Source organism: Bacillus sp. FJAT-28004 (genome assembly GCF_001280845.1).
GTDB lineage: Bacteria > Bacillota > Bacilli > Paenibacillales > Paenibacillaceae > Pristimantibacillus.
On the sequence record NZ_LGHP01000002.1, the window covers coordinates 867,018 to 890,452 of the forward strand.

Below are 23,435 nucleotides of genomic sequence, written 5' to 3' on the forward strand. Positions count from 1 at the left end.
TTGCATTATAAAGAATTGATTTGGTATAATCAATATAAGAAATGCATTACGGATAGACTGGAAGTGAATAAACATGCAATCCGATAACAAACCTTTGTATATGGTCATCCTTGAGGATCTCAAGGAAAAGATAAAATCAGGAGAATATTCGCCTGATCAACAACTTCCAACAGAAGTGGAATTAGCGGAGAAGTCAGGGGTTAGCCGCATTACCTCGAAACGTGCATTGATCGAGTTGGAACGGGAAGGATTAATATACCGAAAGCGTGGGAGCGGGAGCTTCGTCAAAAAACAAGAGGTTTACATCGAATCCGATACAGGCGCCCCGAATGCCAATCGGATTATTTCGATGATTCTTCCTTATATGGCGACACATGAATCGGATTATATTACTGGAGCGTCGGACTACCTGGACGATAAAGGTTATTACTTAAGCATTCATAACAGCAATTGGAGCAGGGACAAAGAGAAAGAGCTGCTTGTTCGAATTCCTAAGAACGGTTCAAGCGGTATCATTTTGTATCCGATTAGCACGATTAGCAATATCGATTTAATCAATGCCATATATTGGAATGACTATCCGATTGTGACGATTGATCAGTACTTTGAAGGCATTCCAATTACGAGCGTTACTTCAAATAACTTTGAAGGCGGTTATGCAATAGCTAAACAGCTGCTTGAGTTTGGTCATGAGCGAATTGCCTTTGTTTCCAGCATTAGCATCGAATTTCGCAGCTCCGTACGCGATCGGTATCAAGGCTACTGCAATGCGTTGAAGGATTACAAAATTCCGATTGATCCGGATTTAATCGTTTCGGATTTCTATAGACAGGTCGATGAAACAAACAGCAAAACATTTTATAAATCAATGATTTCTTCGCTTATTCAGGATGGCGTAACGGCGATTCAAGTCGAGCATGATCACCTTGCAGTAGAGCTCCTTAAAAACGCACTCGAAATGGGGCTGCAGGTTCCGGGGCAGCTTTCAATTGCGGGCTTCGACGATCATATTATTGCGCAGCATGTCGAGGTTCCGCTTACGACTGTAGCCCAAGACTATAACGAAATTGGCCGGAAAGCGGCTGAATTAATCGTTAATCGAATTGAACGAGCGGATTTCTCGCCGCAAAAAATACAAGTTCCCGTTCGCATGGTGGAAAGAGAGTCTATGGGCATACACACGGTAGATGATCAAGCCTCAGTCAAAACGGTATAGACAATCTAATAATCTCGTCATTCAATTAAAAAAGCTGGCCATTCGGGCTAGCTTTTTTAATTGGTATAACTAATAATTTATTTTATTATATTAAGTATATTCATTGTTTACAAAAAATAGGATTGCGATTATAATAACTTTTGTAAGCAGGCTAAAAGATATATCTAATTACATAGCTAAGTCGGAGTCGAAAAAGCGACGAGTTGCGTCTCGAAAACGATCCGAATGTGCAGCAATGGATATATCGGTTATTTTTGCTTGCAATGAATGTAAGCGCTTTATAACTGGTTTTAATATGCCGTTAAGGAGGGCTGTTCGGTATTGCTGTCTAAAGCGTTTCGTAATCATGTCTTTTTAAAATTTCAATCCAATATGAATGATGGGGGATTTTAAATGAAAAAGCTAAAATTACGCTCGTTTGCAATCATTGCTTTAATACTCATGGTTTCGATTGTAGGTTGCTCCGGTAAAAATGCTGCTAACAGCAATCAAGGTAAAGAAACGAATGCGGTTTCTCCGACAAATGCTGAACCAACAACCGAGGCGACTGTAGCGCCGGAAGAAAACAAATACGATTTAAAGGGACAGACGATTAAAATCGGCGTGTGGTACGACGGAGCGGATCCAAGATTAGTAGAAGAAAAAGGTCCCGCAGAAGAAGCACAAATTAAATTGATTGAGGCTGCCGAACAGAAATATAACGGAAAAATTGAATTTGTAAAGTTCGGCGATTATGGAAAGTATATTGAAAATTTCACGACGACCTCCCTCTCAGGTACACCGTTTGCGGATATCGTTCGGATCGAGCTGTTCTGGGCGTTTCCACAGCTCGTGAAAAAGGAATTCATTCAGCCAGTTGACGAGTTTTTGGATTTGAATGATCCGAAATATATTAGCTGGATGAAGCTTGGAGGAAGTTATGACGGCAAGCAATACGGAATGACGGATTCAGCTCCTTCTCCTTACGGCATGTTTTATAACAAAACGTTGGTTCAGAAGCTTGGCTTAGAGGATCCATACGAGCTTCAGCAAAAAGGTGAATGGACATGGGATAAATTCCGTGAATTCGCAAAAAGCGCAACGAAGGATACAGACGGCGACGGAAAAACAGATGTATTCGGCGTAGCGGGTGCTTACGGCAAAGTGAAAGCGTTTGCGGAGCAGATGGTCTACACGAACAACGGGTCTCTGGATAAGGATGCAAGCGGACAATTCAAGTTCTCCATGAACAGCGAAAATACGATTGAATCCTTGCAGTTCATTTCTGATCTCTTCAATACGGATAAATCGATTATGCAGCCGGTTCCTGAAGATGCAGCGAAAGAATTCATCGCCGGTAAAGGCGTTATCTATGCAGGCTTCAGTTGGGAGCTTGGCACGTTTGTGGATAGTATGAAGGATCAAGAACTTGGCTATGTTTTCTTCCCGAAAGGACCAAAGGCTGATCGTTACGTATCCTACACACCATTTGGCAATATGTTCATGGTCGCGAAATATTCGAAAAACGCTGAGGTTGCTGTGAAGATTCTTGATGAAATCAGTCTCCACGAAGAAGGCAGAAAGCTGGCTAATGAGTCGTGGGAAACTTCTTATCCAAGCAAAGAATCGCTGGATACACGCAAGCAAATGGCTGAGAACATTGAATATATCTCGTATTATGGCATACAAGATGGCGAGAAGCTGTTTGAGGGTGTCGTCAAAGAAATTACGGAAGACAAAGTATCGCCGTCCACTGCCGTTGACAAAATCAAACCGCAATTTGAAGCGAACATGAACAAATTGCTTGAAGACAGCAAATAAAATTTTGTTAAAACTCTCGGCAGGCTCTTATTCATTAGAGAGCCTGCTAGGGAGGAGGGGGACACGATGCGGCGACCAAGCGCTAAAGTCATTTCGTTATTGTTTCTGTCCATAGCTGTTTGTATCTCTTTGCTTTTTCAGGAGCCCAAAATAAACAACACGGTTACTGCTGAAGGAAAGCCGGCAAGCAAGCGGGATGCAGATTCGACTGCGTTAGCTGTTGCTTACGAAAAGGGTGGGTATGACGAATACTTGTCTCAATATGACCCAGATCAAATGGCGGCTAACAATACGATTGTAATAGAAGGAGAAAGCTACAGCGAGGTTAAAGGAATGCAAGCTTCTGTTGTCGAGAATAAAGAGGGCAATGCTGGCAAAGCAGTTCTCACGGAAGATTCAGGTGCGATATCCTGGGCATTCGAGGTTGAGCAGGAAGGGATGTACAATCTTGGGATTCACTTTTTTAGCGAGCCGGGCAAGGATTCAGACATTGAACGGGAGCTATTAGTGGACGGTGAGTCGCCATTTAATGAAGCAAGAAGCATAACTTTCAATCGAATATGGAAAAACGAGAGTCAAAGCTTCGAACGCGACTCAAGGGGAAATGATCTGCTGCCTAACCAAATCGAAGAGTATATGTGGCAGGAAAGCTTGATTAAAGACAATACAGGCTTTTATGAAGAGCCTTTTTTATTTTATTTCTCCAAGGGCAATCATACATTGACGCTGACTTCGGTTAGGGAGCCGCTCGTCATTGATTGGTTAAAACTTACTGCACCGGAAATTGTGCCTTCTTATGCTGAGGTAGCTAGCAAGTATAAGAAAGAGGGGAAAAAGCAGGTTTCAGACGTTTCTATCAAGCTTCAAGCGGAGCAAGCTTTATATAAATCCACGCCAAGCTTGCTGCCTTATAATGATCGTTCTTCTCCCGCAGTTGAACCTTACCATGTATCAAAGCTTCGTAATAATGCAATGGGTGGATGGGCATGGAGAATGCCGGGACAATGGATTGAATGGGAAATTGAGGTAGAGCAAGATGGGCTCTATCAAATCGCGTTAAAAAACCGTCAAAACTATTTGAATGGTATGTCTGCGCTGCGCTCCATTTATATAGATGGGAAGCTGCCCTTTAAGGAGTTGAAGGAGGTTCAGTTTCCTTATGATCATTCGTGGCAAATGAATATTTTGGGAACAAGCAACGATGAGCCGTATTTGTTCCATTTCACTAAAGGCAAGCATCTATTGCGCATGGAAGTAACTTTAGGTGAGCTTGCGCCTATTCTTAGATCCGTCGAATCCAGCATTCTTGAGCTGAATGCGATGTACCGCCAAATTATTAGCTACACAGGCACGGTTCCGGATACTTTTCGTGACTACAACCTCGAGCAGCGTATACCGGAGATGATCCAAGTATTTGATAAGCAAAGCAAGCTGCTTTATGGAATTGCGAGCAGTATGGAGGGCCCTTCCGAGAGTGGGAATGACCGTACTGCGATCATTAATAGGCTGGCTTATCAGCTCCAGGATATGGCGAATCGCCCGGAATCGGTGCCATCACGGATCGAAGCCTTCAAGACGAATGTTGGTGCGCTTGGCTCTTGGATGCTTACGATCAATGAACAGCCGCTTGCCTTGGATTATTTGATCATAAGCTCACCTGAAGCAAAGCTGCCGAAGCCGGAAGCATCTCGGTGGTCAAAGATGTTGACAGGGATCAAATCGTTCGCAGCTTCCTTTAGTGAAAACTACGATGATTTTTCCGACGAAGAAGATGGCAATCAAAGCATTACCGTATGGGTGACATCGGCTCGAGATCAAGCGCAAGTCATCAAACGGTTGATTGATGATCGTTTTACATCTGCGACCGGCATCCATGTAAATTTAAAACTCGTAAGTGCAGATGTGCTTCTCCCTTCCACGGTTTCAGGAAAAGGGCCCGATATTGCCTTGCAGGTCGGCAACGATTTGCCGATGAATTACGCGAGCCGCAGCGCTCTTCAGGATTTATCAGCGTTTCCGGATTACCTAGAAGTACAGAAGCAGTTTCTTGCCAGCGCTATGGTGCCTTATGAATATAAAGGGAGCTATTACGCATTGCCTGAGCAGCAAACATTCCCAATGATGTTTTTCCGTAAGGATATTTTGGAAGATGAGCTGCATTTGGAAGTGCCGGAAACTTGGCAAGATGTTTATGATATACTGCCTACGCTCCAAAAGCATAATTTGCAGTTTGGATTACCGCAAAAACCGCTTGATGCCATCGGAAATGAGCTCGCAAATACCAATATTATGACGCTCCCGCCAAGTCCGGCATATGCGATGTTCTTGTTTCAGGAAGGCGGTCAGTTTTATAAGGACGATGGAAAATCGAGCGATTTGGATTCAGAGATCTCGATTGCTCAGTTCAAGAAATGGACCGATTTTTATGTCAATTATAAGATTCCGATCGCAGCCGATTTTGCAAACCGGTTCAGAACGGGTGAAATGCCAATCGGCATCGTCGACTATACGATGTATAACAAGCTGACTGTTTTTGCGCCTGAGATCAAAGGATTGTGGTCGTTTGCACCCGTTCCAGGCATTATTGCTGAGGATGGTTCCATTCACCGCGAGGTAGGCAGCGGAGGCTCAGCATCCGTCATGTTCAAGCAAGCTAAGAACAAAGAAGATGCGTGGACTTTTTTGAAATGGTGGACAGGCAAAGATACGCAGGTCGCTTTTGGCAGACAAATGGAGATTCGAATGGGTACTGCTGCGAGATACCCAACGGCAAATATGGAGGCATTAGCTTCTCTTCCGTGGCCGACGAAGGATTTCCAGAAGCTGAAGGAGCAAATGAATTGGGTTCAGGGCATACCAGAGGTTCCAGGTGGATATTTGACAGGCCGGAACATCGATAATGCTTTCCGCCGTGTCGTCGTTCAAGGAGAAGATCCGCGTGAAACGATGGACAAATATGTAAGGGCGATGAACGAAGAAATCACATTAAAGCGCAAGGAATTTAATCTTCCTTATTAGAAACGAGGGGCTTAAATGAAACAGCAGTTAGCAGCCCGCCCCGTAACGAGGGGGAAAGGCGATTCGCGTATTCTAGCTTACGGGAAAGAGCTGAAGCCAAAATTAACGCGCATGTTTGTTGAAATGAAAAAAAGTAAACACGCTTATGTGCTGCTGGCACCGTATTTTATTATTTTCTGCACATTTACTGTTCTTCCTGTGCTATTATCGCTGCTGCTCAGTTTTACGAATTTCAATTTTCTGGAGAAGCCTAGATGGATCGGCTGGCAAAACTATTCGAGGCTGTTCGTTCAGGATGATATTTTTTTGATCGCTGTAAAAAATACGTTTTTATTCGCGGCAATTACAGGGCCGATTAGTTATTTGGCATGCTTTTTGTTTGCATGGCTCATTAATGAGCTAAGGCCTAAGATAAGAGCTTTTTTAACGCTCATACTGTATGCTCCGTCAATTGCCGGCAATACCTATTTAATTTGGCAGTTATTGTTCGCAAGTGATTCATATGGTTATGCGAATTCTTTTCTAATGAAGTGGGGCTTCATTATGGAGCCGATTCAGTGGCTTCAAGATACGCGGTATGTGCTTGGCATTCTCATTCTTGTGCAGCTGTGGCTCAGCCTTGGGACATCCTTTCTGGCCTTTATCGCGGGGCTGCAAAATGTGGATCGCACCTTATACGAAGCAGGCAGCATTGATGGCATTCGCAATCGCTGGCAAGAATTATGGTTCATTACGCTGCCTGCTATGCGACCTCAGCTTATGTTTGGTGCGGTCATTCAAATTACGTTGGCGTTCTCTATTGCAGAGATTTCCATCTATATGATCGGCTTCCCAAGTGTAGATTACGCAGCTCACACCATTGTCACTCACCTCGTTGATTACGGATCCATACGGTATGAGATGGGCTATGCGTCGACGATCGCGACGGTATTGTTCAGCATCATGCTCCTTACAAATCTCATAACGCAGAAGCTGCTGGGAAAAGTGGGTGAGTAGAGGAATGAAACCAACTATTAGAGTGTCAAAAAGGCTGAATCGTTCCTTGTCAGTCGATATGCTGTTGTTCCTGCTGCTTGGCGGCGTCGCTTGTTTCATGGCACTGCCGCTTGTGTTCACGATCAGCAATGCGTTTAAACCGCTGGATGAAATTTTTGCATTTCCTCCGAAGCTGTTCGTTCGTAATCCTACCTTCAAAAATTTCAGAGATTTGCTTGGCATATTCAGCGATTCGTGGGTGCCTTTCTCAAGATATGTATTCAATACGTTCTTCATTGCTATCGTTGGAACGGTAGGACATGTCATTTTTGCATCGGCAGCCGCTTATCCACTTGCCAAGCTTAAATTTCCTGGAAAACGGATTTTGTTCGCGCTTGTTGTACTCTCTCTTATGTTTACCGCCTATGTTACACAAGTGCCTAACTATATGATTATTTCGTGGCTGGGCTTGATCAATACTTACTGGGCGATATTGCTGCCTGCTTTCGGCATGACTCTCGGATTGTATCTCATGAAGCAGTTCATGGAGCAAATTCCTGATGCTTTGCTTGAAGCAGCCAAAATCGACGGAGCAAGCGAATATCGTATTTATTGGCAAATTATAATGCCGATTGTGAAGCCAGCTTGGCTGACGCTGATCATTTTCTCCTTGCAAAATTTGTGGACAAATGGCTCAGTAACAAGCCACAAATATATTTACAGCGAGCAATTAAAAACGGTCGATTACGTTTTTGGCCAAATCGCTAGCGGCGGACTTGTGAGAACCGGACCAGTAGCTGCGGTTACGCTGCTGATGATGCTTGTGCCGATCACCGTATTTATCGTAACGCAGAGCAATATTATTCAAACCATGTCTACATCGGGCTTGAAGGAATAACAGGAGGGAAGCAACGGATGAAGAGAATCATCGCCGCGTTATTTATCGCATCGCTCATGATCAGTGCGGCCGCTCCTGTTGCAGAAGCCGCAATAGATACCTATCAGTATTCCTATTGGGGAGATGCTGTGCCCTCGCCGAATGCATACAAAATGGAGCAAGTTATTTACGGTGACGAATGGAGCAATGGGCGTCTTGCTTCGCCGATGGATATGTTCGTTGGCAAGGATGAGCGAATATATATTGCGGATACGGGCAATAACCGGATCGTAATATTGAACAAGGAATTTGAAGAAGAACAGGTCATCGCAAATTTTGATAACAGTGGAAAACAAGATGCACTAAGTAAACCGGAGGGGGTATTTGGCACAGAGGATGGACTGATCTATGTGGCAGATACAATTAACCGAAGACTTGTCGTATTTGATACTGCTGGTGAGTTCGTACGCACAATAGGTGAGCCTAAATCGACGCTGCTGCGGCCAGGGTTTCAGTACGCGCCAATTAAGGTGGCGGTTGATAAAGCGAAGCGCATATTAGTCGTTAGCCGAGGGTCTTACGAAGGAATGATGGAATTTGACGATGAAGGACAGTTCATCGGATTTATCGGAACGAACCGAGTAAAGTTCAGCCCGATCGATTTGTTCTGGAAACGAATATCGACCAAAGCACAACGGGAGCAGATGGAGCAGTTCATACCGCTTGAATTTAACAATCTCGATCTTGATGAGGACGGGTTCATCTACACCTCAACCTCGGAAGAGAATTCAAACCGGCCAATCAAACGCCTGAATCCATCGGGTGCTGATATTTTGCGGAGTAAGGGTTATTTTCCGCCCAAGGGTGATATAGGCACTCTTAAAACGGGCAGCAATCCGGGAAGCTCTATATTCATCGATGTCGCTGCGGATCAAGCTGGCATGTTCAGCGGACTTGATTCTAAACGGGGACGGATATTTACTTACGACAAGGATGGCAACCTGCTGTACGTGTTCGGAGGTTTAGGAAGTAAACAGGATAATTTCCGAACCCCCTCCGCTATTGAAATTATGGATGATCGTATACTCGTGCTGGATAAGGATAATGGACGGTTGACGGTATTCGAGCCCACGCGTTATGGAAGCTTGATTAGGGAAGCAGTCACTTCGCTTTATCATGGCAAAACAGATCAATCCACAGCAGCTTGGGAAAAAGTGCTTCAGCTAAACGGAAATGTGGAGGTCGCATATTTAGGCATCGGCAAATCGCTGCTAAAAAAAGGCGAGTACCATGAGGCGATGTCCTATTTCAAGCTCGGAAGCAACAGGGAGTATTATTCCGAAGCATTTAAGGGATACCGGAAAGGTATCGTCTTGGAGCATTTTGGGTCTATTGTTCTCATTATTGCGCTAGCTGTCGTATTCTGTTTAGCCATGATGAAATGGAATCGGAGAAAGGTGAAGGGGCAGCACTTTCAGGAGTTCGGCATTATCAAAAACCCCTTCTACACAATGACACATCCGTTCAATGGCTTCTGGGAAATGAAATACGAACAAAAGGGCAGGTTGAAGCTCGCTTTCGGCATCGTATTTTTGCTCGTCATTTTTACGATTATTAAGCGGCAATACAGCGGTTTCGTCGTCAATTTCAACAATCCAAACCAATTGAACAGCTTGAACGAATTAACTTTTATCGTATTGCCTTTTGTTCTGTGGTGTGTTGCGAATTGGTCCTTAACGACCTTGATGGATGGTGAAGGCAAATTCAAGGAAATCGTGATGGCTACAGCGTATGCGATGATGCCGCTTGTGATCATTTATCTACCTCAAACGCTGTACAGCAATTTAATTACAGGCAGCGAAAGCTCATTCTATTATTTGCTTGATGCCGTTGCCCTGATCTGGTCAGCCTGGTTGTTGTTTACAGGTACGATGACGGTGCATCAATATTCCGCTGGAAAAACGGTCGTTACGATGCTGCTCACGCTGGTTGTCATCGGGATTATCATTTTTATCGGGGTTTTATTATTCAGCATGCTTCAGCAAATGATTAGCTTCGCCATTTCGGTTTATAAGGAAATATCGTTCAGATTGTAACGTGCGGGAAGGAGAGATGGTCGTGACAGGTAAGAGGAAGTTGTCCAGCATCCTGTTCGCGGCACTGCTTGCGAGCGTTGTTGCTGCAGGTACGATAGGCTGCAGCAAGAAGGAAGAAGCTGGAGTTCAGACAACCCTCGGTGCGAATCAAGCCGAGGTCGTCTCTGATCAGCAAGGAGATAGGATTATAGGAGTTGGGCGCAAAGCGACTGCCATCAACACTGAGGAGGAGCTTCAAGCGCTATCTGCGATGGAATTAGTGAAAGAAAATGAATCGCTTCAGCTCTATTTAAACCGTGAAACGGCGGAAGTTGCTGTAAAGGATAAGCGCGATAGCTACGTTTGGTTTTCCAACCCGGTGGAAAGAAGCAAGGATCAGAAGGCATCACCTCTGTATCAATCGGAGTTATCCTCCCAGGTGCTGCTTACTTATTACAATGAAAAAGGGCAGATTAATGCTTTCAACAGCTATGATGACAGCGTCCTGAAGCAGCAATTCGAAATTATAGACATGGACAACGGGATTAAAGTTGTTTATCGCATCGGCAATATTGCTAAAGGGTTCGCGAATATCCCTAAGGCAATCAGCAAAAAAAGATTTCAAGAGCAAATTTTAGATCAGATCGTCGATGAAGAAGCGCGGCAAAGTGTCGAATACAAATTCAGCTTTGATGAGGCGAAACAAATCTATGTCGTGCGCAAGCTGCAGGATTACGTAGCAGAAGAAATCTCTGCGACACTGGAAGCTGCGGGCTACACAGCGGAAGATGCTGAGCAGGATAATGTAGAGAACGGCACCGCCGATGCTGCGTCAGCCGCAAGGGCAGAATTTACAATCCCGATTCTGTATACGCTGGATAACGAGCAGCTCATCGTATCGATCCCGGGCAAGGAGCTGCAATTCAATGCGGAGTATCCGATTGCTACTGTGCAATTGCTTAAGCACTTTGGAGCAGCTGATGCAAAGGAATCGGGTTACTTATTCGTGCCAGACGGAGCAGGCGCTCTGATCAAGCTAAACAGCGGAAAGCATCAAGCGGAGCCTTATAATTTACCTGTATATGGCAATGACGGGACTTACAATGTGAAAGAAAAAATACAGACCAATGAGATGACAAGGCTGCCGGTATTTGGAATGAAGCGATCCGACCATGCGCTGTTTGGCGTGATTGAAAACGGTGATGCGATGGCAAGCATTACAGCTGATGTAAGCGGTCGCAATGATTCTTATAATACAGTAGGCGGCAAGTTTCAAATTACGGCAATGGACTTCTATACGTTAACTTCCGGAACAAAAACGAGCTCTGTGCCAATGTTTCAAAAGAAAAGGTATGAAGGCGACTTAGCGATTAGATATTCCTTTCTTAGCGGAGATGCTTCCGATTATGTGGGAATGGCAACCGAATATCGCAATTACTTAGTAGACAAATTCAACATTAAGCGCCTGAGTGAAACTGATGATTCACCGTTTGTAATGGAGCTGGTAGGGGCATTCCGCGTAGATAAATCGTTCCTTGGCATACCTTATGAGGCAACGGAAACGTTAACAAGTTTTGCTGAAGCCCAAAGCCTGCTTCAAGAGTTGATGGATTCAGACATCCACAAAATCGATTTGCGGTATGTCGGCTGGTTTAATGATGGTATCCGCCACTCTTCGCCATCCAAGATCAATGTCGTGAATAAGCTCGGAGGCAAAGATGGGCTGCGTGAGCTAGCTGATTTTGCGGAGAAGAACGGGATCGGATTTTATCCGGATACCGCTTTTTTGGAAAAATACAAAGGTTCTGGCGGATCGGCTACATGGCTTGATCGCGGAGATGCCAAAGTATATCTCTATAATCCGGTTATGTATGATCAGGATACTTCGAAGTTCTCCCATTACATCTTATCGCCTGCCACGCTGCCGAAGCAGATCAATGGGTTTATGGCGGATTACAAGGCTCTGGGATTAAAGGGATTATCGCTTAGAGATATGGGGGATCAAGTTAATTCTGATTACAATCCGGATAAGACGATAACCAGGCAGGAAGCGCTGGAAATGATTAAGACGCAGACGAATAAGCTGAAGCTTCAGGCACAATCGATCATGGTGAATGGCGGCAACGCATACAGCTTGCCTTATGCAGATGTCATCGTAAACGCACCGACGAAGAGCAGCCTGATGAATATTACAGACCAGGACATTCCCTTTTATCAAATTGCGTTGCACGGTTATTATGACTTGGCGGGCTTACCCTACAATATGGATGATAAGCAAAATCCTCGTTTATCCATGCTAAAGGCGCTGGAGACGGGCTCGAGCTTATATTATCAATGGTATGCCAGTGATTCAACGAAGGTAAAAGACACCGACTACGATAACCTATATGCTTTGAACTACAAAGATTGGTTAGATGAAGCGGTGCAGCTTTATAAGGAAGCGAATGGCGTACTATCGAAGGTTCGAAATCAGGTCATTGTGAAACATCGCAATATCGTACCAGGCGTCGTAGAAACGACATTTCAGAATGGGTACGTCATTACGATTAACTACAATAATAAGGCGGTCGCGGTAGAGGGCATGCAGCTTGCAGCTCAAAGTTATCAGGTAGGCGGTGAGGCAGATGTTCAATAAGCCATTGACCTTGGCGCAGAAAAAAGCTTGGTGTGGCGTACTGTTCGCTACACCATTGATGCTGGGATTAATCATGCTGTTTATTTTGCCGCTCATTCAATCCTTTCGATTCAGCTTAAGCTCGATTCGCTTGGTCGAAGGCGGCTTCGCAGTAGACTATGAGGGCTTTAAGAACTTTCGTGATTTATTTCTGACGAACGCGGATTTTCCGAGAAGGCTAACCGAGTCGGTTACGGATATGATCGTTAATGTGCCGATTATCATCGTATTCAGTTTATTTGCAGCCGTGCTGCTGAATCAAAAGTTCAGAGGAAGAGCCATGGCTAGGGCGGTCTTTTTTCTGCCGGTAATTCTGGCTTCGGCGGCCATTGCCAACATGGATATTAGCAGCTTTGTTGGCAGCTCTTCATCATCGGGAGGAAGCAGCAACCTAATGCAGAGCTTCGAGCTGAAAAAAATGCTGATGGAGTCCGGCTTGGCGCCTGTATTCGTTAATTACATCTCGGATGCAGTGGACCGAATCTATGAAATTATCAGCTCTTCCGGTGTCCAGATCCTAATCTTCCTTGCGGGCTTGCAATCCATTTCACCTTCGTTGTACGAGTCCGCAAGAATTGAAGGGGCAACGAGCTATGAAATTTTTTGGAAGGTGACGTTTCCTATGATGACGCCGCTCATTCTGACAAATTTAATTTATTCGATTATTGATTCATTCAATAATAACTCCGTTAATGCACTTATTTCGGAAACGGCATTCAAAACGTTTGAGTTCGGGCAAAGCGCAGCGATGTCTTGGGTATATTTTATCGTTGTCGCCTTAATTCTCGCCCTCTCGGCGGGCATCATTTCGAGAAAAGTGTTTTACTACGATTGAGAAGGAGGAGAGGCCATGAAGCTGCCGGCCATTCAAGCGGAAAGGTTTCACCGCCACTATAATCCGGTCGAACGATCGAAACGATTGATGTGGACGCTGCTAAGGTCCGTTCTCGTTTCAGGTTTTTGTTTTATTATATTATTTCCGCTATTTCTTCGTTTCTCGGTCGCGTTCCGCAACAAAATTGATATCTATGATCCGACCGTGCTGTGGATTCCAAGGAATTTTACGTTAGACAATTTTAAAATTGCGATGGAAGCGACACATTATTGGGCGACTCTACTTAATACGTTTTTATTATCGGCGGGAACGACTGCCATTCAATTGGCCTCCTGCGCACTAGCGGCATACGCTTTTGCAAAGTTGAAATTTAAAGGCAGCGGTCTCTTGTTTGGACTTGTTATATTCACCATTGTTGTACCGCCGCAGACGATTATGATTCCGCTCTATTTAACGTACAGGTACTTTGATATGTTCGGTTTAGTAGGTTTGTTCTCGAAGAAGGACAGCTTTAATCTGATTGATACCTTTTGGCCATTTCTTATTTCATCTGCAACGGGAATGGGGCTCAAAAACGGGCTCTATATTTACATTTTCCGCCAATTTTTCAGAGGCATTCCGAAGGAGATTGAAGAAGCGGCTGTGGTTGACGGCTCTGGCGTCTTTAAAACCTTCTATAAAATAATGCTTCCAAATGCCGTTCCTGCTATCGTTACGGTCCTGTTGTTTTCCTTCGTATGGCAGTGGAATGACAGCTACTACGTTTCGCTGTTTCTCAGCAAAGTAAAAGTGCTATCGACGCAGTTAGCAGACATGGGCTCTGTGCTTGGCAAAGAACCCGATCTTGTGTACCAATCCATGCTGCTTAATACGGGCGTTCTCTTGCTTATGCTGCCGCTTATTATTATGTATTTGTTCGTGCAGCGATATTTTGTAGAGAGCGTGGAGCGCACAGGCATAGTAGGCTAAGGTCAGTTTGAAAAGCAATAATCGGTTAGGCAAGGACTATTGGAGTAGCGTCTTAGCTTTCATCCCACACAGAGAATGGAGAAGGATACTTTGATATCATCTACTACTGTTCATATCATTTCACACACCCATTGGGATAGGGAATGGTACTTGCCTTACGAGAAGCACCATGTCAGATTGATTGCGCTCATAGACCGTTTACTTGAGACGCTGCAGCGAGATCCGGATTTCAAAAGCTTCCATCTTGACGGTCAGACCATCATATTGGAAGATTATTTGCAAATCAGGCCGGAGAATAGAGTGCTGCTCGAGCAGTTTGTTCGCGAAGGACGCATTCATATCGGTCCGTGGTATATTTTGCAGGATGAATTTTTGACGAGCGGCGAAGCGAATGTACGCAATCTTGTTTATGGACACCGAGATGCCGAGCAGTTCGGCAAAGTCGCAAAAGTGGGCTATTTCCCTGATTCGTTTGGGAATATTGGGCAAGCGCCGCAGCTGATGCTGCAAGCAGGGATTGAGAATGCTGTATTCGGACGCGGCGTGAAGCCTACAGGCTTTAATAATGAAGTATCTCAAACGAAAGCATACGAATCACCTTTCTCTGAGATGATCTGGGAGGCTCCTGATGGATCGAGAGTCATCGGCATCCTATTCGCCAATTGGTATAGCAACGGTAACGAAATTCCTACTGATCCGGAAGCAGCCAGCGTCTATTGGCAGCACAAATTAAAGGACGTAGCGGAGTATGCTTCAACTCCTCACTGGCTCATGATGAATGGGTGTGATCATCAGCCGGTGCAGACGGATGTGGCGAAAGCTATTGTGACGGCGCAGAAGTTATTCCCTGAATATCAATTTGTCCATTCGAATTTTGAAGAGTATATTCAAGCGGTAACAGCGTCGCTCCCTGAGAAATTGTCCATCGTCAAAGGTGAACTGAGGAGCCAGCATACGGACGGTTGGTCGACGCTCGTTAATACCGCATCTTCTCGAATTTATCTCAAGCAAATGAACCAGACAGGCCAGACGCTGCTGGAGAAAGTAGCCGAACCGATTGCGGCCTTCGCTTATTTGACAGGCCATGCTTATCCTCATCATCTGTTTACTTATGCTTGGAAAACAATCATGCAAAACCATCCGCATGACAGCATTTGCGGTTGCAGCGTTGATGAGGTTCATTCAGAGATGGTGACCCGATTTGCCAAAAGTAAGCATGTCGCCGAAAGTATAATCGAAGACAGCTTATCGGCAATCGCTTCGAAGATAGATACGAGCGGTTTTGCTTCCTTTGGTGATATTGCTTCGTCATTCGTTGTTCTTAATACGACGGGCTGGCTGCGTTCCGGTATCGTGATCGCGGATCTTGAGATCGAGCGTATTTATTTCAATAGCGGAATAGACTTTCATACGATCAAGCAACGTCTAAAGGCGATTGACTTAGCAGGTCTACAGCTGGTGGAGCCGGAGGGTAGCAATGTCTTTAGCAGCACCGAGGATCTTGGCGTGCAATTCGGATATGATTTGCCAGAGGATCAGTTCCGCCAGCCTTATTTTGCAAGAAAAGTACGGATTCATTTCGAGGCGCACAATGTGCCAGCGCTTGGCTACAAAACGTATGCTCTGATTAGAAAGGGCAATTCAGAACAGCTTCAAGGTGAAGAGGTCTCACTTATCATCGATGAACGAACGATGGGCAATGTGTATTTAACCGTAACGATTAATGATGACGGCTCCTTAACCATTGTGGATAAGCGTTCGAATGAAGTACTTCGGAATCAGTGCATATATGAGGATTCAGGAGATATTGGAAATGAATATATGTACCGGCAGCCAAACGGTGACGTTCCTCTGACAACGAAGGGACTTCAAGCAGAAATACGCATCGCCCAAGATACACCGTATCAAGCGGGCTTTGAAATTATACATCATATGATGATCCCTAAGTCGGCTGAAGACCTGTTGCAGCAGGAGAGAGAAGAGTTGATATGGTTTACTGGACGAAAATCAGGCAGATCGGATAAGCTCATTCCTTTTACAATCAAGACGAACGTGTCTCTAAGCAAAAACGGGCAAGGTGTACAAATCGAAACGACCTTTAATAATGAGGCTGAGGATCATCGTTTGCGTATGTTGTTCCCAGCTGGTTTTCATACGGAGACACATTTGGCAGATTCCATTTTTGAAGTGGTGGAGCGGGATAATACAGCATCGGAAGAATGGAAAAATCCGAGCAATTGTCAGCATCAGCAGGCATTTGTTACTTTGATTGGAGAAAAGCAGGGTGTTACGATAACCAATCTTGGTTTAAATGAATATGAGATTTTACGTGATGAAAATAATACGATTGCGGTTACTCTACTGCGTGCGGTGGGAGAGCTAGGTGATTGGGGGTATTTCCCGACCCCTGAGGCACAGTGTCGCGGTGAACAAACGGTTAAGCTTGAAATCATACCGTTTCCGGTGGAGGAACAGCGTGGACAGCATGAGTTAATAAGGCATGGAGCTATGGAATCCATGAAGGAAGCTTATCAATATCAAGTTCCTTGGATGGTGAAGCAGACCGATACGCACAAAGGGGAGCTTCCAAGCAGCTATTCCTTTATGGAGTGGGAGGGTGACAAATTGTGTTTGTCCGCTCTTAAGGTATCAGAGAATACAGGTGATTTGATCGCCCGCTGGTATAATCTATCTCGAGATGAGCAAAGATTAAGCATCCTACCTTCTCTTGGTATGAACGGGGCACATCGCAGCAGCATTATGGAGCAGAGGCTGGGGGAGTCGGAGCTGGGTAATATTTCGGTTCGTCCTGCAGAAATTGTTACGTTTAGTCTAGGTGTTTCTTTGTAAATAAGAATACGGAGTTGTACACACCCCCAACTGTCTTTGAGAAACGGTTGGGGGTGTGCTATATTTCAAGAGGGATGAGGTTGAAATGTATCTAAGCATCACGGTTGCAGCACAGATAGGCATGATTAAAACAAGGGGAAGGTGTTACGGATGAAAAGAGTATTGCTGCTCGGAGATTCTATCCGAATGGGTTATGAACCGCTTGTGCGCGAAGCATTGCATGAAAAAGCAGAGGTGGTTGCACCCGAAGAGAATGGCAGATTTGCGAAACATACGTTGTGGGGAGTCAACTTGTGGATAAGGGATCTAGGCAAACCGGATATCGTTCATTGGAACAACGGATTATGGGATTTGCATCATGAAGCGCCTATGGTTGAGGCACTTACATCGCTTGATGAATATTTGGAAACGCTTAAACGGACAGCAAAGGAGCTGCAAAGAACAGGTGCAAAAATCATTTTTGCAACAACGACGCCTGTTCCAGCTGGTGCAACGGGGCGCAGCAACGCTGAGATTGATTTATACAATTCGGCAGCTATAAAGCTTATGGAAAGTTTGGGAATCGAAATAAATGATCTGAATCATATCGTAAAACAAGATCTTGCGCTAAATATTTGTGAAGACAATTTACATTTATCCGAACGAGGAAACAGGAGTTGCGCTGAGAAAGTAATCGAACACATACATAAATATTTGTAAATGAAGGTGCTTTAATAAGCGTGAATCTTAAATAAGATAAAGGAAATGGCAGTCCATAAGCCTGAATCTAGGCCGGACTGCCATTTCTTTTTTTAACGGATATCGTTCACATCATCACATCGGTCAAAAAATGCTGTCTGCTGCTGCAAGGAGGCTTCATCTTTTTTGACTGCGTGAATGGCTTTAGCAAAGTTGCTTGCGCAAAACGAAATGTACTCCTTGCCATACGCAGCAGTTGACATCGAAGGATTGCCTGCAATCTGATTCGGGAATTCCATATACCAATGTATGCCGGCGGACAGCCTATGTTCGGTCAGTGTACGTCCAAGACCTTTGGACTCCCATTCTCCTGGATTCAAACGATCCATATGGACAAGTGTAGGATCAATATGAAGAATTTGCGATGTTTCCATATGGTCGGCATGCCCATAATCATCCGGCGTTTCATACGATTGATCAAGATGAGCTAGCTGGTCGGTGTGCAATTCCCACAGATTATAAGTATAAACAACATAATCCTTGCGTTCATCGAGCATCGTTTGAACGAAATAGCTCAGCAGGTTGTTATTGCCGCCGTGTCCATTTGCCAAAATAATTTTGTTGAAGCCATTACGCCTAATTTCCTTGCATACTTCCTGCAAGAGGCGCAGCTGCAGCTCACTGCCTAGAGCAACGGTGCCTGCGTAATGCTTCACCTCGGATACTTGGCCGAAAATATAATACGGAAAGATAACACAGGATTCTAATTTGGCTGCTTGTTCTACGATTTCTCTAGCAATCATCATATCCGTACCGAGGGGAAGATGGTCGCCATGCTTTTCAAGACAGCCGATCGGCAGTACGCATACTCGGTTCGTCGACATAACGGCGGCTTCAAATTCCTTGACGGTTAAGTTCTCCCATAACATAGATTTTGTCCTTTCTGCGTTTTGTTCAAGTGGATGTCTTCGATACATAAACGAGAATAATGGTTTCCAAATAATTTAAGTCCGCCGTCATTCGCTTCTTAACTTCGATATTCAATGACCCATCTGATTCCATTCGCTCAACTAGTTTATTTATTTTTTTCAGTGCTTCTTTGGCATCCTTGCCGGCCGACTTTTTATCCTTCCAGCTTTTTTCAAGCTGCTCCAGCTCTTTTACGTATTTCTTATCGTTTTCCATCCCATTGAATGGTACATAGATGGTGTTGATCTTGCGCTGCATTTCGGAAATGATTGTTTTGAAGGACGATAAAACATCTTTATCCGGCACAATGGCAGGTTTGCTGTAGAGTCCTGCTAAAAGCGCCTTGTCATATTCGTTTCCAAACAACGATTCAAATTCGAACAAGGCTGAGCCGGAAACGCCTACAGCGACCGAGTCGCTTATTTGTTTAAGCAGCATCTCTTTCGTTAAGCCGAGATTCGTTCCGACACCAATGACGATCAGCGCCTTGTTGTTTGCGAGTGCCACAGAGTTTAGTGAATCAGCAGCAACAGATGAAGCGTCTGGATGATAGGACATCGGGAAGAGCTGGTCGATATAATTTTTGGCAATCCAATCTTTTGGCTCTTGATGCATAAATTCCGGTCCATCGATGTAATTAGGCCATACAGCGGCGGAAACTCTGATGTCCGGCTTTAGCTTTTTCGCTTCACTTGCGATGCGGTATACGAATTCATTTATCGTATTTTTTCTAAGGTCAACCCAAGCGCGCCAAAGCTCGTCGCCGGGATGAAGGTCGATAGGATCAACCCCATGATTCTGCTTAAACAGATTTCGTGTATAGGAGTCATAGCCAAAGTCGTTCGTGTAATCACCTGCATCAGGGTAACGGATATAATCCAAATGCAAGCCGTCGACTTTGTATTTCTGAAGCAGTTCCTTGTAAATTTCAGAAACAAAGTCCCTCACTTCAGGTCTTACAGGATTGAGGAAATAGTACTGTGTGTTGTAAAGCGGAACGTCCTGATAATCATGGCCTTGTCTGCTGATCATGGACCACTCGGGCTTAAGGCTTCTGACGGGACCTGCCATACTGCCGACACCAACCAAGAAGTTTTCGACCCAAGCATGCACCTCAATGCCAGCTTTTTTGGCTTCTGTTATATAGGCGTTTAAAACGTCAAAGCCGCCGTAAATCGGATTTTGAGCGGCGAGCGGATGGTTCGTTGGGTATATGGTGTATCCATTCCACCACGTTTCCAAGTAAATAGTGTTGATATTTAGTGCATGCAGCTTTGCGATATGCTGTTGAACCTGCGCAAGATTCGTTTCCTTCGGACGAATCCAAATGGATCGATGATCTACAGCTCGGGATTCATAGCTCATGAAGCCGGCTTTTTCCACCAGGGCATTCAGCTTTGCGAATTGGTCTGTAAAGGAGGTGAAATCACCTTGTGCAATTTGGCTCTTCAAAACGACTAAGGCAGCTTGTGCTGATGAGATTTGCTGTTCCATTCCGCTGTAGTTAATGTCCAGAAACTGCTGCTTGGAGAGTGCCAGCTTTTGCTTGGCGGTCTCAATGCCTATTTGTGCTTTATCCAGATAGGATTCAGGAGTGAACAGAAATAGCACCTGTTTCTTATCCGCCAGCAGCTTGAAGGTGCTGCCAATGGATACATGCTCGCTCAGCCAGCTTGCCTTAACGCCATGCCCGGATATGACATATCCGCCAGCCGGAATGGTGGAATTATTGCCACCGACCTGCGTGACCTTGCCTTCCGTGTTTACGACAACCTCGTATCCCCAAGGATTCGTTCCCGTTGCTGCTCCATAGCTGTTGTCGTAAATAATTAGCTGATCCGTTCCACGGTGTCCGGGGTACGCTTCATTGCTGCCGTCGTCCCATCCGCCAGGATTATCTTCTCTCGTTCTCGGATTTAAGGCGTCGTATCCCGTTTTGGAGGCTTCAACTAAAACTTCATTGTTCATATTCAATTCAACGGCATCTCCTATCCGCACGGTTCCATCTAATTTGGCATAGAACGGACTTTCAGCTTGAATGGACAGAACGTATCCACTAGCAGGAATCGACGAGTTGTTATCGAGCCAATTGCCGCTCGCATCCTGCGCCATCGCTGATATTCGTGTAACGGCACCTCCGTTAAGGGTTATCTCCATGCCCCATGGATTAGTTTTTGTAGTAGGGCCGTAGTCTGGCAAATAAAGAACGATATCCGCAGCTCCACGTCCTGCATTAACCTGGGTGATCGGAACGATCTCTTCATTTACGGTAAAATATTGGGCTGGATAAATAGGAATGGGAAAGTTCGCTGTAATCGAATCGCCGATCTTCAAGCTGTCGATCAGAGAAGCTGTGCTGCCCGTTCCAGATAATACATATCCGTTAGAAGGAATATAAGTGCCGTTTGAGCTGTTTGAGTATATGGAAGTGACGATATCGTTAGTGATGATAGCTTCTGTCGTCTGAGGGAGCGGGGGGTTCGTTGTAGTTCCGTAGCTGCTGGTAAAAATCATGAGCTTGCCGTCTTGACTCTCTTGATTAATCATGTCGATGATATGGGTGGATCCATCCTCAAGCGTAATGGAGTGTGGTGCAGGAGAAGCGGGCTCGGAAAAGGCCGTAGTAGAAATGCTGATCAGAAGCAGTGAAAAACAAATGGCGAGATTAAACATTCGCTTTGTCATCATGGCATACACCTCGATTCTTCTCATTTGTACGCATAAAACAGAACCTTAACCGTTCACCGCCTTTCGGGTAAAGTAGGCTGTTCATGTTCATGATGGATTGTTTATCTAGCAGTAGTGTAACAGCAAGCGGATTGTTTTTCCATAATTTAAATAAAAAGAGGATAATATTTTTACTTAAAAGCTATCGCTGCAAATTTTCAGGCCAATGCGTCTCGATGCCTTGATTTTGAATAAGGGTTAAAAAAGCTTCCAGATGTTGCTTATTGTCTCTCACCTCATGCGGGGTGACTTGATTTATAATGGAGTAAGCGGCTAAATAACCTGCTGATTCTCCGATATTCCATTCTGTTGGATGCAGTCGGTAACAGCCGTTTGTAATTTGAGTGGTGCCAATATTTTTACAGGCAGGGAGCAGATTTTTCATCCGAATGGGGAGAAGCGCTCCAAGCGGAATTTCATAAGGCAAGCTAGCGATGTAGAAACCTCGATTGGACTTTGTCGTTGTGTGGAGGTCGAGATGATAACTCCCGACACCTACGCTGTCTTCGTATCGTTTAATGCCTTGATTTCCTCTGATTTCAAGACTGACATCATGCTCCGTAATCGTATATTGCGCCTTAATTCTGCGAGATTCCCGGATATAGGGATGTTTGGCGATGCCGTCTTCCGTTCCAAGAATGTCTCCGCGAAGTCTAAGACCGGGATAGCCCTTGCCTCCATCTGGACGCGGCGCTTCCGTCTGCAGCCAATAAACGAGCGAGAGGCTTTGCTCGCGAGCACCCTTCAAATGTTTTTGTCTTTCTACCTCCGAAACCTCATAGATTGGTCCTAAATAATAATCATTTTGAGCCCAGTTAATTAACGTAATGTCGCTTTCAAACGATCCTTCCGTAAATAAAGAACGATCGATAATACGGCGGTAAGTCCAGAACGGCATAGGTTCTTTTCCATCCGGCATGAAGACGATCTCTTTATCTTGGCTCGGGTCATGGATGTCGCCCATTTTCCAGCCGAACAGAGGAAAGCGTGAATGCGCAGGGATGAAACTCCGCCAAAATTCATACTGCTCTGGCTTCGCAATCGTATAATCCCCGTTCTGAATATGATCCAGAGCAAATACATACGTAAAGGACTGCATATCGAGTGGATCGGCCTGCTCGAGCGCATGAGGTTCTCCGGTTGCAGCTTTGGATTCGGCACCTGATACATATTCAGCGCCGGCGAGAGGGAGGAGATCTCCACATTCCGTCGCATCCAAATAGTAGGAGCCATGGAGCATCTTCATTTCACCTGAGGCTGAATGCTTGATAAGGACAGATTCAATACGGTCCTCATTAGTTTCAGCGGATTCTAAATGACAGCCGAGTAAAATATGGATGTGACCGCTGCTGATGTAAGGAGCGAGCATGGCTTCAAGCACATGGAGCGCTGCTTTTGGTTCATGGCAAAGTCGGCTGACCCAGCCGTTTCCCGGATTTAGGCGGTCGTTGTTTTTGGCTTCTTCTACTAATGGGTAGTTTTCCTTATAATAGCGGCGAATGCGGTTGCGAAACTCACGATAGGTGCTCGTACATCCGAAGCTTTCAATCCAAGGATGCTCATCAGGCGGTACCGCTTGACTAGTCAGTTGTCCGCCAATCCAATCCGTTTCTTCTGTTAGAATCACCTTCATGCCCAGCTTTGCTGCGGATAGTGCAGCCATACTTCCACCAAGCCCTCCGCCAAGTATAATGATGTCAGCAGTCATCGTTTGTTGTCCCATTCGTGACCCCGCCTTTCCAGAATTGAATGAAAATTTGCTATATCGTACC

At 45.0% G+C, this 23,435-nt stretch carries 14 protein-coding genes; 11 read left to right on the forward strand and 3 right to left on the reverse strand.

Annotated features, from left to right (window positions below; all coding sequences use genetic code 11):
* Positions 1 to 73 precede the first annotated feature (73 nt).
* The 11 genes from AC787_RS25875 (at position 74) to AC787_RS25925 (ending at position 17,988) form a co-directional block, all read left to right on the forward strand.
* Complete coding sequence (locus AC787_RS25875) at positions 74 to 1,216, forward strand: GntR family transcriptional regulator (protein WP_054027834.1); 1,143 nt, start codon at positions 74 to 76, stop codon at positions 1,214 to 1,216.
* A gap of 393 nt (positions 1,217 to 1,609) precedes the next feature.
* Positions 1,610 to 3,016, forward strand: a complete 1,407-nt coding sequence (locus AC787_RS25880; RefSeq protein WP_054027835.1) for an ABC transporter substrate-binding protein — start codon at positions 1,610 to 1,612, stop codon at positions 3,014 to 3,016.
* Positions 3,017 to 3,082: 66 nt separating this feature from the next.
* Positions 3,083 to 6,034, forward strand: coding sequence for an extracellular solute-binding protein (locus tag AC787_RS25885; protein WP_054027836.1), 2,952 nt, complete (start codon positions 3,083 to 3,085; stop codon positions 6,032 to 6,034).
* Between the two features lie 111 nt (positions 6,035 to 6,145).
* Positions 6,146 to 7,030: a carbohydrate ABC transporter permease gene (locus AC787_RS25890; RefSeq protein ID WP_235561140.1), complete on the forward strand. Its 885-nt coding sequence runs from the start codon at positions 6,146 to 6,148 to the stop codon at positions 7,028 to 7,030.
* 4 nt (positions 7,031 to 7,034) lie between these two features.
* Positions 7,035 to 7,907 carry a carbohydrate ABC transporter permease gene (locus AC787_RS25895; protein WP_054027837.1) on the forward strand — a complete coding sequence of 291 codons (873 nt, stop codon included), beginning with the start codon at positions 7,035 to 7,037 and terminating at the stop codon, positions 7,905 to 7,907.
* 17 nt (positions 7,908 to 7,924) lie between these two features.
* Complete coding sequence (locus tag AC787_RS25900) at positions 7,925 to 9,982, forward strand: YIP1 family protein (RefSeq protein WP_054027838.1); 2,058 nt, start codon at positions 7,925 to 7,927, stop codon at positions 9,980 to 9,982.
* Positions 9,983 to 10,004: 22 nt separating this feature from the next.
* Positions 10,005 to 12,596 carry a DUF5696 domain-containing protein gene (locus AC787_RS25905; protein ID WP_054027839.1) on the forward strand — a complete coding sequence of 864 codons (2,592 nt, stop codon included), beginning with the start codon at positions 10,005 to 10,007 and terminating at the stop codon, positions 12,594 to 12,596.
* Positions 12,586 to 13,470, forward strand: a complete 885-nt coding sequence (locus AC787_RS25910; protein ID WP_054027840.1) for a carbohydrate ABC transporter permease — start codon at positions 12,586 to 12,588, stop codon at positions 13,468 to 13,470. Before AC787_RS25905 ends, AC787_RS25910 begins: the two co-directional genes overlap by 11 nt.
* A gap of 15 nt (positions 13,471 to 13,485) precedes the next feature.
* On the forward strand, positions 13,486 to 14,439 hold the full coding sequence (locus AC787_RS25915; protein WP_054027841.1) for a carbohydrate ABC transporter permease: 954 nt from the start codon (positions 13,486 to 13,488) through the stop codon (positions 14,437 to 14,439).
* Positions 14,440 to 14,529: 90 nt separating this feature from the next.
* Complete coding sequence (locus tag AC787_RS25920; RefSeq protein ID WP_235561119.1) at positions 14,530 to 17,289, forward strand: alpha-mannosidase; 2,760 nt, start codon at positions 14,530 to 14,532, stop codon at positions 17,287 to 17,289.
* 150 nt (positions 17,290 to 17,439) lie between these two features.
* On the forward strand, positions 17,440 to 17,988 hold the full coding sequence (locus tag AC787_RS25925) for an SGNH/GDSL hydrolase family protein (protein WP_054027843.1): 549 nt from the start codon (positions 17,440 to 17,442) through the stop codon (positions 17,986 to 17,988).
* 92 nt (positions 17,989 to 18,080) lie between these two features.
* On the opposite strand, the gene AC787_RS25930 is transcribed toward AC787_RS25925, so the two are convergent.
* From AC787_RS25930 to AC787_RS25940, 3 genes are all read right to left on the reverse strand, one after another.
* The gene (locus AC787_RS25930; protein WP_054027844.1) at positions 18,081 to 18,896 is read right to left on the reverse strand and encodes a creatininase family protein; all 816 of its coding nucleotides are present in this window, start codon (positions 18,894 to 18,896) and stop codon (positions 18,081 to 18,083) included.
* A gap of 25 nt (positions 18,897 to 18,921) precedes the next feature.
* A complete protein-coding gene (locus tag AC787_RS25935; RefSeq protein ID WP_161807574.1) occupies positions 18,922 to 21,624 on the reverse strand; it encodes a glycoside hydrolase family 10 protein in 2,703 nt (900 codons plus the stop codon).
* Between the two features lie 181 nt (positions 21,625 to 21,805).
* Positions 21,806 to 23,386: an FAD-dependent oxidoreductase gene (locus AC787_RS25940; protein WP_054027846.1), complete on the reverse strand. Its 1,581-nt coding sequence runs from the start codon at positions 23,384 to 23,386 to the stop codon at positions 21,806 to 21,808.
* Positions 23,387 to 23,435: the final 49 nt, after the last annotated feature.